This window comes from Bacillus sp. UNC41MFS5 (assembly GCF_000686805.1).
In genome coordinates, this window is sequence record NZ_JMLP01000030.1 from 23,832 (window position 1) to 39,268 (window position 15,437).

16 protein-coding genes and 1 pseudogene are annotated in these 15,437 nt (G+C 38.2%); 2 read left to right on the forward strand and 15 right to left on the reverse strand.

Annotation, left to right across the window (positions count from 1 at the left end):
- Window positions 1–74 precede the first annotated feature (74 nt).
- From BR30_RS0114395 to BR30_RS0114415, 4 genes are all read right to left on the reverse strand, one after another.
- Window positions 75–1,001, reverse strand: coding sequence for a LysR family transcriptional regulator (locus tag BR30_RS0114395; protein ID WP_026565614.1), 927 nt, complete (start codon window positions 999–1,001; stop codon window positions 75–77).
- 321 nt (window positions 1,002–1,322) lie between these two features.
- Window positions 1,323–2,096 (reverse strand): M15 family metallopeptidase, encoded by a 774-nt coding sequence (locus BR30_RS0114400; protein WP_026565615.1) that lies wholly within the window; start codon window positions 2,094–2,096, stop codon window positions 1,323–1,325.
- 89 nt (window positions 2,097–2,185) lie between these two features.
- Window positions 2,186–3,421, reverse strand: a complete 1,236-nt coding sequence (gene fabF, locus BR30_RS0114405; RefSeq protein WP_026565616.1) for a beta-ketoacyl-ACP synthase II — start codon at window positions 3,419–3,421, stop codon at window positions 2,186–2,188.
- Window positions 3,422–3,836: 415 nt separating this feature from the next.
- A complete protein-coding gene (locus BR30_RS0114415) occupies window positions 3,837–4,385 on the reverse strand; it encodes a TetR/AcrR family transcriptional regulator (RefSeq protein WP_026565618.1) in 549 nt (182 codons plus the stop codon).
- A gap of 98 nt (window positions 4,386–4,483) precedes the next feature.
- Between BR30_RS0114415 and BR30_RS38425 the strand changes: the two genes are divergently transcribed.
- The gene (locus tag BR30_RS38425; RefSeq protein ID WP_269320612.1) at window positions 4,484–4,609 is read left to right on the forward strand and encodes a hypothetical protein; all 126 of its coding nucleotides are present in this window, start codon (window positions 4,484–4,486) and stop codon (window positions 4,607–4,609) included.
- A 161-nt stretch (window positions 4,610–4,770) separates the two neighbouring features.
- Here BR30_RS38425 and BR30_RS37895 read toward each other — a convergent pair whose 3' ends face one another.
- From BR30_RS37895 to BR30_RS33540, 9 genes and pseudogenes are all read right to left on the reverse strand, one after another.
- The gene (locus BR30_RS37895; protein ID WP_442852979.1) at window positions 4,771–4,929 is read right to left on the reverse strand and encodes a hypothetical protein; all 159 of its coding nucleotides are present in this window, start codon (window positions 4,927–4,929) and stop codon (window positions 4,771–4,773) included.
- Window positions 4,898–5,620 carry a hypothetical protein gene (locus tag BR30_RS0114420; protein ID WP_026565619.1) on the reverse strand — a complete coding sequence of 241 codons (723 nt, stop codon included), beginning with the start codon at window positions 5,618–5,620 and terminating at the stop codon, window positions 4,898–4,900. The genes BR30_RS37895 and BR30_RS0114420 overlap by 32 nt, the downstream gene beginning before the upstream one ends.
- A 65-nt stretch (window positions 5,621–5,685) precedes the next feature.
- The gene (locus BR30_RS0114425) at window positions 5,686–6,108 is read right to left on the reverse strand and encodes a universal stress protein (RefSeq protein WP_026565620.1); all 423 of its coding nucleotides are present in this window, start codon (window positions 6,106–6,108) and stop codon (window positions 5,686–5,688) included.
- A 492-nt stretch (window positions 6,109–6,600) separates the two neighbouring features.
- Window positions 6,601–7,593, reverse strand: coding sequence for an MBL fold metallo-hydrolase (locus BR30_RS0114430; RefSeq protein WP_197032340.1), 993 nt, complete (start codon window positions 7,591–7,593; stop codon window positions 6,601–6,603).
- A gap of 201 nt (window positions 7,594–7,794) precedes the next feature.
- Window positions 7,795–8,607 (reverse strand): SDR family NAD(P)-dependent oxidoreductase, encoded by an 813-nt coding sequence (locus tag BR30_RS0114435; protein ID WP_026565622.1) that lies wholly within the window; start codon window positions 8,605–8,607, stop codon window positions 7,795–7,797.
- Window positions 8,608–8,722: 115 nt separating this feature from the next.
- Entirely contained in the window at window positions 8,723–10,168 is a 1,446-nt protein-coding gene (locus BR30_RS33525) for an MFS transporter (RefSeq protein ID WP_081825458.1), read from the reverse strand.
- A gap of 537 nt (window positions 10,169–10,705) precedes the next feature.
- Window positions 10,706–10,873, reverse strand: a complete 168-nt coding sequence (locus BR30_RS37900; RefSeq protein WP_155928623.1) for a PaaI family thioesterase — start codon at window positions 10,871–10,873, stop codon at window positions 10,706–10,708.
- Between the two features lie 68 nt (window positions 10,874–10,941).
- Window positions 10,942–12,216, reverse strand: coding sequence for an MFS transporter (locus BR30_RS33535; RefSeq protein ID WP_197032341.1), 1,275 nt, complete (start codon window positions 12,214–12,216; stop codon window positions 10,942–10,944).
- A gap of 271 nt (window positions 12,217–12,487) precedes the next feature.
- Window positions 12,488–12,781, reverse strand: a pseudogene (locus BR30_RS33540) (PaaI family thioesterase); the annotation flags it as partial.
- 150 nt (window positions 12,782–12,931) lie between these two features.
- On the opposite strand from BR30_RS33540, the gene BR30_RS0114460 reads away from it, so the two are divergent.
- Window positions 12,932–13,534, forward strand: coding sequence for a TetR/AcrR family transcriptional regulator (locus BR30_RS0114460; protein ID WP_026565623.1), 603 nt, complete (start codon window positions 12,932–12,934; stop codon window positions 13,532–13,534).
- 401 nt (window positions 13,535–13,935) lie between these two features.
- Here BR30_RS0114460 and BR30_RS0114465 read toward each other — a convergent pair whose 3' ends face one another.
- Both BR30_RS0114465 and BR30_RS37325 read right to left on the reverse strand, forming a co-directional pair.
- Window positions 13,936–14,634, reverse strand: a complete 699-nt coding sequence (locus tag BR30_RS0114465) for an SDR family oxidoreductase (RefSeq protein ID WP_026565624.1) — start codon at window positions 14,632–14,634, stop codon at window positions 13,936–13,938.
- Window positions 14,635–14,741: 107 nt separating this feature from the next.
- On the reverse strand, window positions 14,742–15,437 hold a 696-nt coding region (locus BR30_RS37325; protein WP_035445585.1), incomplete at its 5' end, for an MFS transporter.

Sequence of the window (15,437 nt, forward strand, 5' to 3'; positions counted from 1 at the left end):
ACCAAAATCTACTCTACTCCCTTCCCCATTCCGCTTGATGGAATGGGGAAGGTTTTTTAAAAAGGGAAAATTCTTCAGAAAGTAAGGAAAGTATTTTCAGGATACACTCTCTCATTCAGTTTTGTCTTTTCCACATAAGCAACCATCAAGTCTATAAAACTTCTTGCAGCAGATCCAATATACTTTTCTTTATGATGTACAATGGCGATTTCCTTACAAATAGCTGGGTTTTCTATTTTAATTACCTTTAGGGTTCCATCATTCTCCGAATCGAGAAGTGTTCTGGGAAGAATGGTTGCTCCAATACCTGCTTTCACTAAACTCAATATAGATTTTACCTCAGTTAATTCGATGATTGGCTGAATGGCAAATCCCACAGAGGCAAAGGCAGCATCAATTAACTTCCGGCACGTGTGGTTTATTGGACATAATACAAGTGATAGGTCCCTTATCTCTTCCAACTCCACTATATCCCTATCTGCCAATGGATGGTCATCTGAAACCGCCAAAAAATATTCTTCAATATATAAAAGGATATTCGTTAACTTTTCATTCTCTACAGGCATGAGTGTCAAAGCTATATCAATTTCATTTCTAAAAACCTTTTCTTCAATGTTATCTGACATAAAAATCTTTGTTTGCACATGGGGCCACTTGCGATGAAGTTCTAAGAAAACGACGGATGCAAGCTGACTTAACTCTTCCGACATTGCCCCAATGATTAGTTTTCCTTTTTTTACATTTTGAAGTTCTTCCATTTGTTCATAAACACTATTTATATTGGAGAATATATTTCCAGATTGTTCTCGTAGAATTTCACCAGCTTCTGTGATGGCGATTTTTTTTCCTAAACGATCAAATAAACGGACTCCTAATTTATCTTCAAGGGTTCTCATTTGACGGCTCAAAGCAGGTTGTGAAATTCCTAATTTTTCAGCAGCCCTTGTGAAATGTAATTCCTCACATATAGCCATAAAGTATTCCAATTCCCTTAATTCCATAATTCCCCTTCTCTCTATCGCCTAGTTCAACGCCTTTTCGCATTTGGTAAAAATCAAAAAGCAAAAGGCAACGTTTTCAAATTATTGTCTTTATTTTCTTATTTAATTAGAGTACTTGGTTTATAACCTCAATGTTGTTATTATATTTCGCAAATGTAAGAAAAGCCTTCCTATCATTTTGATAGGAAGGTATTTTCTTGTCTCAATTATTTGCCTGCAACAGTGTTGAACATTTCTTTTGAGTATTAGACCTAAACCATATTCACCGCCGTGTTCCTTATGAATGGATAGTACTTAATCCAACTGCCGCTAATTTAATATTTAGTTATTTACTTTAGCAGCATTGTAGTATTCTTCTAGTGTAATGCCTTGGCTCGTGATTTCCTTTGCGAGTTTTTTGCCGACATAACGAAGATGCCATGATTCATATTGATAGCCTGTAACGGCTTCTTTCCCTTTTGGATAGCGGATGATGAAACCGTAATCCGCTGCATGCTCCTGCAGCCATTTGGCCTCAGTACTGTCACTGAAGCAATCAGCTGCCGCGCATTTGCCATCTCCTTCTGTCACATCGATGGCCAGTCCAGTTTCATGCTCGCTTGTCCCAGGAAGGGCGCTATAGGTTCTCGCTTTTAGATAACCATCCCTATTAACATAAGTATTAAAAAGAGAAATTTGTGTCTTTTCCGATCTGTAAGCCGAAACTCCTAATAAATTCACACCCTGTGCTTTCGCAGCATCAAAAAGTTTTTTTATAGCAGCTGCAGCTTCATTTCTCATTTCGTGTTTTTCTGAATTAGCCGGCGAAGGAACAAACGGTATTTGGGTAAAAACAAGGTCCTTGGGCACATAGCCGGCAGGCAGTTTATTTTGTTTGTTCACCAGCACGGGAATGCTTTCAGGATTTGAAACAACCACTGTACGATTATTTTGAAAATTATAATGGGCTTGCTTTTGCTCATTGACTTGCTTCCCTTTATGCTGTTTCTCCACTAGGGAATTTTGCTTAGCAGTATTATACATAGATAGCGAAAAACCGGCTAGTGTAATAGTAACGACAATACAACAAATTCCAGTTGAAATTAATTTAAACATATTAAACTTCCTTTTTTAAAAAAATTTCATTGGTTGGTTTACATTTGCTCCTTCATCACCTATCGATTATTCCTTTTCTTCCGTTCACTTTATATCGAAAATTTCTTAAATGCCAACACTGCATTGTGTCCTCCAAAACCAAAACCATTAGAAATAGCATAGTTTATTTTCATGTTAACTGCATGGTTTGGAACATAATCTAAATCACACTCTTCATCTGGTATTTCAAAATTAATAGTTGGAGGAGCTATATCTTCCATGATACTTTTGAGGGTTATTACAGCCTCAATCCCACCTGCTGCTCCAAAAAGGTGCCCAGTCATTGATTTTGTGGAACTTACCTTTAAGTTATAAGCATGAGTACCGAAAACACTTTTAATCGCTTTGGTCTCTGATTTATCTCCTTCAGGGGTACTTGTACCATGTGCATTTATATAATCCACATCCGTCAATCCAATATTCCCCATATATAAAGCCAATTTCATGGCATTTGCGGCCCCATTGTAGTCAGGGGAAGTAATATGGTATGCATCTGTTGTGGAGCCATAACCTACGATTTCTCCTAAAATTGTCGCTCCTCTTTCCTTCGCATGTTCATATTCTTCCAGGAATAAAACACCCGCTCCTTCAGACATGACAAAGCCATCACGCCCTTTGTCAAATGGGCGACTTGCCTTTTCTGGAAAATCATTAAGAGTAGACATTGCTCTCATTCTTGAGAATCCAGCAAAAGCTAGTGGATTAATAGGAGCTTCAGCCCCTCCAGCTAATATGCCATCAGCATAACCATGTCTAATATTTAAAAAAGCTTCTCCAATTGCTTGATTCCCTGTTGCACAAGCAGAAACAGGTGAAAAGCTAGGTCCTTTAAAACCTGTTTTGATAGATATTATTCCTGACGACATATTACTGATCATCATTGGAACCATAAATGGAGAAACTTTTCTTGGTCCCCTTTCAAGAAATGCTTTATGATTTTCTAATGTAGTATTAATTCCTCCAATACCGGAACCAATATAAACCCCTAATCGATCCTTATTAACATTTTGTAAATCTAGATTCGCCTGTTCTAAAGCTTGTTGAGCAGCAGCAACAGCATACTGTATGAATAAGTCATATTTCTCCTGTTCTTTTTTATCCATATATTGCTCTGCGGCAAAGTCGGTAATATAACCTGCAATTTTGGTGTTAATATTGTTATAGTCATCAGATTCAATTTTTTTGATGCCTGAATTACCTTCTTTAATGTTCTTCCAGAACGCTTCAATTGTATTTCCTAACGGTGAAACCACTCCATATCCTGTTACGACAACTCTTCGTGCCATCAAAAACACTCTCCTGTCATTCCTTTTTCGCATAACTACTTCAAAAGAGCTTTAAGTTGTTCAAATATTTTAGACAAGAAACCATCTCTTAATACACGTTTACATTGTAATCCGCCCTTGATGCTTGAAATGAGAAAAACTGCTAATGCTTACAGATCGTCAGTATTTTGAATGCGCCATTCCTTTTTGATGTCCTTAAGCAATTCTGATAGAAAATCTATTTCGATTTGACATAGACGTTTTACTTTCTGTTGCATGAGTATAGGCAAATAATTATAATCTGCCAATAATGCTGCGATAGGGCACACACAATCGGATGAATATAATGAAAAAAAGGCCAAGTTTGCCATGGGGTGAACCCTTTTTTACCTATTAGTAGGTATCTTCCAAAAATAAATCAGTTTCAAAAAGCTTTTTAACCTTTTAAAAGGCGGTATATTTCATTCATTGCTTGCTGCAATATCTCCTTTCCCAGTACCCGTCCGTATTGTATTGTTCCTTTCATACATGACACGATGGCAAAAGCTAATGATTCAATTTCTTCGGCTCCCCTTTCTACCAGTGTTACCTTAAGAATATTTTTAATAATCGTTATTTCTAACTGACTGATTTCTCGTACTTTTTGCCTTACTTTTTCAGGAAGGGATTCATAATCTGACTGGAGAGATGAAACCGGGCATATCCCACCGTCGCTTAAGACAATTTGTCTCTCTAAAAAATGCTTGATCTTTTCTTCAACAGTCAGCTTAGAATTCGTAATGAAGGATAAAAAGTCCTGCAAATTTTGAAGCACCAGATCAGTAACGGCAACTCCCAAATCCTCCTTTTTTTCAAAATGATAATGGATGCTACCTTTCGTCACACCCAATCGTTTGGATAAATCATCATAGCTAATGGCTACATAGCCTTTTTCACGAATTAGTTTCAGTGCCAGATCGATAATTTGTGTTTTCCTGTTCTCCATGATTATATATTAACTTACTAGTAGGTAAGTGTCAAGATTAGGCTGATTTCATCCCGCCACTTCATCGGTAAAATGACTGAGACCCCGGCTTGCCGTGTATGCTTACGATTTTCGTCTATTGCAGCTTTCGGGAACTCGATGGTCATAAGCCTCTTCAATACCAAGAGCATCTGGCAAAACTTGATAAATCGATAGAGGACTTGGCTGAAAATGAAACCGATTGAAAGTCCTGTCGTTCTTAACAAAACTCATTGATTAATTTGAAATTTTGTAATGTAAAACACAAAAAAATCATTGATATTTGACAAATTGTGTAAATATTGCGGATGCCTATTGTCTTAAAAAGCAATAGAAAAAGCACTCAGATGAGTGCTTTCAAATGCCATCATATTTTAGGAAAAAATCGGTCAATACCTTGGATTTCTTCATTCGTTAAATGGACTTCTAGTGTTTTCAGATTTTGCAAGACTTGTTCTGCCCTTTTTGCTCCCGGAATGATGACGTCAATGGCTTCACGGGTTGAACCGGAAGTTGCTGAGATCAATCGAGACTAGCAGCAGATCCTTAACTGGCTCCAAATTGGGTCCACGAAGATATGCGCGGCGTTTTGTCGGGAAACGAAGCCCTTCGATCTCAATGAAGTCGTAGACATATTGCGCCGCTGGAAAGCCACCTGAAACATCGACATGGTAGTCGTGCCTGCGTAGTAGTAAATCATCGCCAAAGTAGAAGTCTTGCTCCTTGCTATGACTGGCGACGTGTTCGGGAAACCGTACACGCAAACCGTGCCAGAGCCCGTTGCCCTCTTGCAATGGGGGGATTTCACTGACCTCGAATCCTGGCATGACCATAAAAAAAGGCGTTGTCAGGTATGTCCACATTGCGTACCCGTTGAAATATGCTCGATGAAGCGGGTCCCACGGTGTGTTCATCGTATGGTTAGCAAACAAGGTCCTAGGATCGTATTTCTCGCGGACGGTTTCCCCAGAGAGGGTCTCAATCGCGATACGATTGGGGGTAAAGGCAGTACGCCAATCCGGTTGACCAAAGGGAGTAACAGATGCGATTTCCGAATGTAGCGCGACCGTCATCTCACGAGGATTGGAATCTTGTACGAGCCCTTTCATTGCCCATAAACCGCCACCAGTGACGATCGTGGCAGTCAGTGAACTAAATTTTTCCCATCGGTCAATTCCGCCGTGCGCGTCAATAATTTTTGCAAGTAGGTTGTTCATATTCTCCTCCTTAAGTTGAAAGATGATTCGTTAATGAAAATGAGCTTTAATAAATCACCTCATATTTACTTTACAATCATTACACCACAATGCGCATGCTGGACCACTTTATGGCTTACACTTCCCACGAGCAGTTCTGAAAAGAGGCTAAGTCCCCTGCTGCCCATTACGATCATGTCGTAATCTCCTTCTTTTGCCTTCTTGCATATCATTTCTGCAGGATCTCCAATATGGTATTCGCTATCATATTGTATAGATGACCCTGAAAGGACTTGTGCGGATTCTTCTAAAATCCTCCTAACTTCCTCTACTTGCAATTGTTCAATATCCACTCCGTAAGCAACTGCATTAATATTGTTACTAGGAATAATATGAAGTAGCGTTATACGGGCATTTATCCCAATGTTTTGCGCCAACCATTTAGCCGATTTCAGTGCATGTTTGGAATGTTCGGAACCGTCAACTGGAACCAAAAACCGTTCATACATGTTGTCACTCCCCTTTTTATAAAATCTTATTTTTATAATAAAACCCATGACGTGATTATTGTGATGTAACTCTAGAATAATAACGATTAAATCTGTACGAGCGAATTAGCGCGATAAAATGGAAAAATAGTTTCATTGAAAATTACTGCCAATCGTGCAAATGTGTCTTGAACCATTCCATGGCTGCGCTGCTCGATTGGTCGAAATATTGCGTGTACGGGTCAAAATGTCCTCCCGGTATCAGCTGTGGCTTCGAACATTACATCTTCTGCGAAGACTTCGGGATATGCAGCTTGAAACTTATTTGCCAATGCGGTTTCCCAGTCACTTCTTGTCGATTTATCCATCTCAATCATATTTAATAGTTTGAAAGTATTAGTTTACAAAATAAAGGGTTCTAGAGCTTTGTAAGCTTATTTAAAATAAAGGCTCTTTTTATGACCGCCATTGTACAGCTAATGTGCTTTTAAAACTAACGAAGATCCCTTTTAATTAAGCTTTGACAGCATTTGCTGAACCCCAAAGCGCTCCAGGGTTTACTCGATTTGGATAAAGATCAAGCATTGCATTGTATAAATCTAAAACGTTGTCTGTTTCTTTATCCAAACGAATAAAGTCTAACAGATATTGTTTAGTTTCATCCAAAATTTTTGGGTTATTATCATTTTCAGGGACTTTATGACCCGCAATAACAAATTTAGAATTTAATTCTTTCAAGCCATCGATCGCTAGGATCCATTCAAGTCGAGAACTCTCTGTTGTTTCAGCTAGATGCTGATGGATTCCGTTGTAAACAACATCACCTGCTACCAGTAATTCAATATCTGGAATCCATAATAATGTTGTATTTGCTGTATCCGTAAATCCAGCTTCAATAATTTCTAACCTATGTCCTTCAAGTTCAAAAGAATTTGAATCGATTCCCTCAGGAAAAACTTGGGGTTGAGGAATTTGATTAGGGAATAATTCCCCCCAAAAACTTTCAATTTGTTTTGGACTTCCTTGTATATAACTCACTTCAACAGATCCTTTTGTTGCTAGTGCTTTGACATTTGGAAATGCCTCTTTTATTTGTTTGATTCCAAAGAAATGATCCCCGTGACCATGCGTGATATAGACATATTTCAAGTTACGATCAAAAGACTTTATCCAATCAATCAATTTTTGGTTTTGTTCAATTGTAGTAAAAGTATCCACTAAAACTGCGTCTTTTTCTCCATAAATTAAAGTAGCAGTATTGGAAACCCATTGAAGATCTTCTTTTCCTTTTGGCAGGTTTCTTGTGAGGCCGGCACGTTTTACGCATAATTCAGCGAATTGTAAGTTTGACATTTTAACCATCCTTAAATTTTTTATTAAACGATCCCCATGTATGTCTGAACCCCCATCCGCCCGTAATAAATAGTAGCAGTATTTTTCAATAGCATGTAATATGCGGGCTAACGTTTGTGTTCTACTTTCAATGTTACTGCCTTTTGTTGGCATTAATCTACTAGTAGGTAAGTATTGAGTATTATTGCAATGATTAATTCATTACCAATCGTTCGCGGCATTGGTCGAAACATAAGGTGTTGTCTCACGAAATTAATGTTTTTAGAATGATCCATAACAAAGAAACAGCGACGGGTAAATGACCCTAAAAAGAAAGTCTAAGACCGCCGCTTGTGTTTTCAGCCTTTTATTCAATTAGTCAGCTTCAGTCGACCGCTCAAACCATGTGTTGACTTCTTCAAGCCGTTTGGTATAAGCTTCGCGAATCGTATATGCAGCTTGAGATCCAACTGCCAAACGAAGCGGCGAATTGTCGCTTTTTATAACGGAAATAATCAGTTCCACTGCTTTTGCTGGGTCGCCGGTCTTGATGTTCGACATACCTTTCTTGTATGCTTCATATAGCGGAGCATATTCTTGTTTCTTCTCGGTATGCTGCATCGATTCGCCAAAAAACTCTGTTGCGTACACGGAAGGCTCCACGATTGTCGTCTTGATCCCGAAACCTGCGAACTCTTGCGCGAACGCTTCGGAGAAGCCTTCAACTGCAAACTTGGATGCAGCGTATATACTGTACGGAGGCATGGACCAAGTTCCGAAGAAGGATGAAAAATTAACGTAATGGCCCGATCCTTGACGTTTAAAGACGGGGAGTGTTGCTCGGATGACATCTAGTACACCGAACACGTTGACGTCGAACTGCTTCCGGATTTGTTCATCCGTATACTCCTCCATCATTCCGAACAGTCCGTATCCGGCATTATTCACCACAATATCTATTTTCCCGAAAACGTCAACGGCTTCTTGAACGGCGGATTGAATTTGCGCCTTATTTGTCACGTCCAAAGCTGATAGGTGAACACGATCCGGTGCCAGTTCTTTAAAATCCTGAATAGATTCAAGTTTGCGTGCCGTTGCGACCACTTTGTCTCCTGCTTGAAGCAGCTGCTGCACAAATTGCCGTCCGAATCCTGACGAAGTTCCTGTAATAAACCATACTTTACTCATCGTAATCATTTCTCCCTTTTTATTTATTCAGATCCGCTCCTCCGCTTTGATGACAAAACTTGACAGCGATCGATCAATAACTTTTTGCTTTTTGAATTTAATAATTTGTTGCTCTTTAATATTTCCTCCCGAAATTTTCCTTTATATTTACAACTAGTGATTTTGAAGATTCCATAATTTGCTCCGCATTTGAATTGAATTCTATTTTAGTGAATTCATTTAGTAACTGTAATATTTGATTCGCTGCTTGGAAATTTTCATTCGCAATTTGGGCTTGTATGCTCTCTGAGCCGTGGATTTTTACATTCTCTCTTAAAATTTCCAGCATTACTTCCATTTTATTGTGACAATTTATAAAATCTTGCATGGATTTCTCTGTTGATGCAACTTTAGAGTATTTAGAATAATAACGATTAAATCTGATTGAATAAATCAACACATAGATAACAATTACCGCAGCAAACAAATTTAGCATAATCAATGAGAAGTTCAAGCTAAAAAATTGAGTCAGCACTCCGACTCCAATAGGAGGAATTATGAATCCGGAGTAGGCGCATAAATAAAATGCCGAAATGACTCGCGGACGTTCTTCCGGTTTCGGCAACTGGCTGGCAAACCTTAAAGCAACTTGAAACGTCCACCCACCGCCAATTGCTTGAATGAATATGCTGGCCCATACCAAAAATAAATTCGCTGTCAGACCAGAAAATACAATGCCCCATGATCCAATAGCAAGTAGTAAGATTCCAAAGCGCATCCGTGAGACTGGATGACTCGGCCAAGGAACGAACTGAGCCAAAGCCCCTCCTCCAAGAAGCAACAAGATTATAATCCCTGAAAAGGCAAGATTTGAAGTGTGAATGACATTTCTGACGAAAGAAGGTATTAGGGATAACGCAATTCCTTGAATTGTGAAAACAGTAAAGATCGGCAGTGCAGCAAATGACCAAAAATGTGAACGAATACTATTAGGCACTCCAAGTGATATCTTAGTCTTAGCCGGTTTCTGCATGAGGGAATCCTCATGCTTAGGAAGAGTTTCCAGAATTACTAAAGAAGTAATTAACATTACAAGTAAAAACCAGAATGGTACTCTAAGCGGCTGCAGATGTAAATATTGCAAAATTAAACCAGCAATAGCTGGACCTAGGCCAAATCCGATGAGTACCGTTGCTCCTGATAACTTAATAGCTGTACTTACTTTATTAGGAGAGATTTGTTTTATTAAAAATGCAGCGGCAGTACCTGTAAAAGAGCCATATGCAATACCTTCCAATATTCTTGCAGCATAGAGCATCCAAACATCAAAACTGCCTAGAAAGAGCAATGTAGAGGCAATAGAAATCCATATACTGCTGCGAAGCACCCTCTTCAATCCCCAGGCGCTCCCTTTGGCTCCTACAACAAACAGGGTCGGCAGTAGGATAGCGGCATAAACGGCAAACAAAATCGTAATTTGCAGACTATTCAATTGATAATGTTCACTGTACAAAGGAAATAACGGTGTAATAAATGTTGCACAGCAGGACATTATAAGATAAACCCAAAGCATTCTTTTCATTTTAGAAATTCCTACTTTCTCAATTTTATTTTACTTACTAGTTGGTAAGTTATATTCCTAGAAAAACCGCCTTTTAATTTTTAAAAAGACGGTTTATTTGATTCAGAACTTGAGATCATACATCCTTTACTAACATGCGTTAATCTTGCAAAGTACCTTCTATCCATGACAGAAATGTATAAGCTAATGATTTATCGGTAACGGCAACTCCGAAATCTTCTATTTTTTCAAAATGATAGTGAATGCTTGCCTTATTTACCCCCTGCTGTTTGGAGAAATCATCAAAACTTATGGCAACATAACTCTTTTCCGGAATAAGTTTTAGTGCCAGGCCTAAAATTTGTGTATTTCAATTTCCACTACTGTATTTTAACTTACTAGTAGGTAAGTGTCAAGCCAATAAGAGCAGAATTACTCTCCTCTTCCCAGTTCATTTGAGACCGAGCTTGCCTGCTTTATTCAAATCGACGTTAGAACTTTTTTCCGCTTTAATATATAATTCACCGTCCAATTCTAAAATCTCTACTTGGCACTTTTTTATCTTCCAATTGATTTTTCACCACGAAGGACCATACAGGTACTTAAAGCATGGGCTACTAATGAACCACCTTCATCAAAAACATCGCACTTGATTAGCCCAATTGTCTTTCCTTTTTTTATAACCTCACCTTTTGCTGTAATTTTTTCATTCCAAATCAGTTTCAAATAATTGATTTTAAGTTGAAAAGGCTACTCCCATTGCCATATCGGACATAGAAGAGCTTTCCATATATTTAAGAAGATGTTGAGCTATTACTTATAAGTTTATCTTGTTTAATTTTTTTCATCTTGAGTTTATCAGGAATTAGATATGAAATAATGCCTGCACTTATTAATATGAATGCGGCTAATCCGAATGAAAAAACATATGTGCCAAAGACCTCATAGCCCCACCCACCAAGAAATGAAGAGATTGCCCCTCCTATTTGATGACCAAAATAAGCCCATCCGTAAAGCACACCGAGCTGCCTTACACCAAAAAGGTCTCCTAAAATAGCGGAAGACATTGCTATACTCCCTGCCCATACTAATCCACCCAACGCTGCAACTAAATAAAGTTGCCACGTGTTCTGTGAAAATACCAAGCCTAAAAAACCCAAACCACGGATAAAATAAATAAAAAATAGTAGCTTACGTTTGGCAAAACGGTCAGCAATTGAGGCTAAAACAAGTGTGCTAAAGATTGCAACAAGCCCAATCAGTCCAACTCCAAATGAAGCAGTAGCAGGGGCAAAATGATGATCTATTAACATCGGAACTGCATGGGTACCTAGTAAGTTCATACTGAACCCACAAGCAAATAATCCTGCTACAATTTGCCAATACGCTTTTGAGCGAATAGCATCTCGCAAAGTGAGCTTTTGTGTTAATGCATGAGTAGAGGTCATGGTGCTTGAAGAATCCTCTTTTAAATCAGCACCTTCTGGAACATCTTCTTTAAAAATCAAAATGGCAGCAGGAACAATTAAAATGACAAAAATGAACGCAAAAATGAACAAGGTACTTCGCCAACCACTGGACTCAATCATAAAAGTAGCCCACGGATTAAAAATAGCAATCCCAGCCATTGACCCTGTTGAGAGAGAATACAATGCCTTCCCCCTTTGACGAACAAACCAACGACTAATAATCGGAGTTAGTGCAACAGGGCTAGTAAATGCAAGACCGAACGACAGAAACACGCCATACATCAAGAAAAAAATCCAGACATTGTTTGTTAACACCGTTCCCAAAACCGATAACTCAATGATCACAATCCCCAGCAGAAGAACAAATTTTGTACTATATTTTCCACATAAATAACCCGCGATAGGCATTCCAACACCATACATAATCATACTCACAGAAATGATCATTGATATAAATGTTCGTGTTACATTTAAATCTTCCATCATCGGTAATACAAATGGTCCTATCCCCAAGCGAAGCCCTACTGTTAACATGGTAATGATCATACTTACAATAACAATATACCAGCCAAAGTAAATTCCTTGTCGTTTTTGAACCAATGAGTGTACCTTCTTTCTATGGCACTATTATTTTTTAATTTCATGGTAAAAACGTAATCAGCACTATACTTAGATGTTATATAAGTCAAATAATTCTGAATTACAGAAATAATAGTGTGGGATAATCACATCACTTACTAAGAATTACTCTCCCTTCCCCAGTTCATGGAGCCCGACCTTACCTGCTTTATTCAAATTGACGATTGAACTTTTTTCTGCTTTTATAATAAATAATTCACTGTCTAATTCTAAAATCTCTACTTGACACTTTTTATCTTCCTACTGATTTTTCACCACGAAGGACCATACAGGTACTTAAAGCATGGGCAACTAATGAACCACCTTCATCAAAAACATCGCACTTGATAAGCCCCATCGTCTTTCCCTTCTTTATAACCTCACCTTTTGCTGTAATTTTTTCATTCCAAATCGGTTTCAAATAATTGATTTTAAGTTCAACAGTCGTAAAGGACTCATTCAATTCTAACAAACTTGAAAAGGCCACGCCCATTGCCATATCGGCTAAATCACATAGTATTCCTCCATGAATTGTTCCCATAGGATTTGCATGTTTCTCTGTATCCTAAACTTAGTTAAAATCGTCAATATGATTAGAATATTCTAATAAAAAAAGAGGATTTAAATTACATAATAGTTATACTTACATTAAAAAGACCGTTCGGTTTTAAAATTCTAATAAAAATGAGGGTTAAAAATGAGTAAAGGAGAACGAACAAAACAGATGATTATTGAAAAGGCCTCTGGACTTCTAAATACCCAAGGATACTTGGCAACTTCCATTACAGATATTATGAAAAAGACTGGTATGGAAAAAGGAGGGATTTATAATCACTTTAAAAGCAAACAAGAACTTTCTTTGGATGCATTTTCATTTTCTATTAAAACGATGTCCACAACCTTTCAAGAAGCAATTAGGAGCAAAAATACTTCCATCGAAAAATTGAATGCTCTTCTCGAAGTCTTTTTGTTATTAGCAGAAGACAAGCCAGTTCCTGGCGGCTGCCCAATTCTTAATGCGGCAATCGAGTCCGATGATGCACACCCCGCCTTACGTGATGCAACTAGAAACGCAATGAATGACCTATACTCTATGATCCTTCGAATCATTCGAACTGGGATAAGAAACAATGAAATAATCTCTACAATAGATTCGGAAACATCCACAACAATTATTATTTCTACCGTTGAAGGATCTCTTATGATGACGAAGCTTTATAATGACACCATTTATATAAATCGATCAATTGGATTTTTAAAAGACTACCTTTCAAAATTTGAAACTAGGGAAAGTAATTAATCCCAAATATTTATGAGCTCAATAAAAAAAGCTCCGTTAGTTCTTGACACATATGCCTGAGTTTATTTGCCCCCTAAGACAAGATTGATAGTAAATAAATGAAGGAAAACACATTTAGTAGTTTGAGATGTGTTTTCCTTCATTTATTTTGGGATATCTCGAGAGTAGTTCAACGATTATTTATTTCGATGATCATTAAATATAAACGTGTCTTGACCACTCCAACATTACTATAAGTGTCTCAATCACAGACCTCTTTTTTATTCTTACTGTTCCTTTCAAGCACCTTATTTCCCATTTATAATTTGAAATTTATCGCATGTCATTATCACTTCTCTAAATGTAATATAAAAATTCACAGTTCACTTTTAAAAAGAGTACCAATCAGTCTGCAATATTGCTCATTCGAACTGTGGGTATAGAGCCGAGACTCCTCCAGCCAGACCTTTCTGAACCCTTCGACTCAAATCATCGGCAAGAATCTCATAGCTGTCAGCCTGGATTCCATCGATAGCAATCTTAGCTACATCAGCAGCATTCAACTTAGGAGCTGTCAAGTGGGCAGTCATGTCTGTGTCCATGTACCCGACATGAAGTCCTGCTACGCGTACCTTCTGGTCAGCCAGATCTAAACGAATTGCGTTGGTGAGAGCCCACTCGGCTGACTTGGCAGCAGAATATGCTCCTGAATTTACACTACTGAACCAGGACAACACTGAAAGAATGTTTAGAATAGTACCGCCCCCGTTCGAGGCGATTTTCGGTACGAAGGCGCGAACCATAGAAAGAGTTCCGAAAAAGTGCGTATTAAATTCGGTGTGGATGTCCTCCAAACTACCATTGATAAGGGAGGCGCCTGTCGACACCCCAGCATTGTTTATCAGCAAAGTCACGTCACCCGCTACCTCTGCTGCCGCTGCCACAGAGGTAGGATCGGTGATATCGATTTGCAATGGTTTTGCTCCCGGTAGTTGGATACTATCAGGGTTACGCGCCCCAGCATAAACAGTAGCTCCTCGAGAAATCAATTCAAGAGCGAGTTGTCGACCAAGTCCTCGGTTTGCGCCCGTAACGAGCGCGGTTTGTTGTGAAATATCCATAATAAGAATTCTCCTTTCAGATTTAGGATCCTACTTTAAACATTAAGACAAACAATTTCTGTTCTGTGGAAAAGTTGATGTTTAAACAAAAAAGCAAAGATAACGATTTAAGACTCCATATTTTGCCAAGATTGCTTTTGTACCGCAAAATCTTGGTTGACAACCTTTTTATTATTTAAGAAACGTGATAATCCAAATGTTGTAATACTTGCAAACACAATACTTAACGCACTGAACCATGTAATGGAAGACAATGATATTTGCCCCACAATTATTCCACCAAAACCTGCACCAGCCGCAAAGCCTAATTGCATCATTGATTGGTTCAGACCTAGCAACACATCTGAGGATTCAGGTGATAGCGTTGCTAAATTATATTGCTGAGTTGCACCTGATGACCAGCCAGCAAATGACCAGACTGTCAATAAAACAAATACAGCAATAATTGAATGTGATAGGAATGAAAGCACGACTAAAGATGTTACGTTTACAAGTAACCCTCTTTTTAATGTAAAAATTACGCCTCTCTTATCTGCACTTAATCCACCTAATTTAGATCCAAATAAGCTTGCAACTCCAAGAACAAGTAAAGTAATGCTTATAAGAGAATCACTCATTCCTACATTTTTTACAAGGAATGGAGATAAATAAGTAAAAAGAATTCCGTACCCTGTCATTAAAAAGAAGGTGATTGATAATGCTAAAGCAATTTTTGGTTTTTTGAACATAGCCATTTGTCTCGTTAAAGGGATTGAAGCATCACCATTCATTTTTGGTATGGTATTTAAAACAATAAAAATGAC

What these genes read in the sequence shown, in the direction of transcription:
- fabF (WP_026565616.1), bottom strand. Translation starts at nt 3,421, where the DNA reads ATGGCACGAAGAGTTGTCGTAACAGGATATGGAGTGGTTTCACCGTTA.
- BR30_RS0114395 (WP_026565614.1), bottom strand. Translation starts at nt 1,001, where the DNA reads ATGGAATTAAGGGAATTGGAATACTTTATGGCTATATGTGAGGAATTA.
- BR30_RS0114400 (WP_026565615.1), bottom strand. Translation starts at nt 2,096, where the DNA reads ATGTTTAAATTAATTTCAACTGGAATTTGTTGTATTGTCGTTACTATT.
- BR30_RS0114435 (WP_026565622.1), bottom strand. Translation starts at nt 8,607, where the DNA reads ATGAGTAAAGTATGGTTTATTACAGGAACTTCGTCAGGATTCGGACGG.
- BR30_RS38425 (WP_269320612.1), top strand. Translation starts at nt 4,484, where the DNA reads ATGCTTACGATTTTCGTCTATTGCAGCTTTCGGGAACTCGATGGTCAT.
- BR30_RS0114465 (WP_026565624.1), bottom strand. Translation starts at nt 14,634, where the DNA reads ATGGATATTTCACAACAAACCGCGCTCGTTACGGGCGCAAACCGAGGA.
- BR30_RS0114430 (WP_197032340.1), bottom strand. Translation starts at nt 7,593, where the DNA reads ATGCCAACAAAAGGCAGTAACATTGAAAGTAGAACACAAACGTTAGCC.
- BR30_RS0114425 (WP_026565620.1), bottom strand. Translation starts at nt 6,108, where the DNA reads ATGTATGAACGGTTTTTGGTTCCAGTTGACGGTTCCGAACATTCCAAA.
- BR30_RS0114420 (WP_026565619.1), bottom strand. Translation starts at nt 5,620, where the DNA reads ATGAACAACCTACTTGCAAAAATTATTGACGCGCACGGCGGAATTGAC.
- BR30_RS33525 (WP_081825458.1), bottom strand. Translation starts at nt 10,168, where the DNA reads ATGAAAAGAATGCTTTGGGTTTATCTTATAATGTCCTGCTGTGCAACA.
- BR30_RS0114415 (WP_026565618.1), bottom strand. Translation starts at nt 4,385, where the DNA reads ATGGAGAACAGGAAAACACAAATTATCGATCTGGCACTGAAACTAATT.
- BR30_RS0114460 (WP_026565623.1), top strand. Translation starts at nt 12,932, where the DNA reads ATGAGTAAAGGAGAACGAACAAAACAGATGATTATTGAAAAGGCCTCT.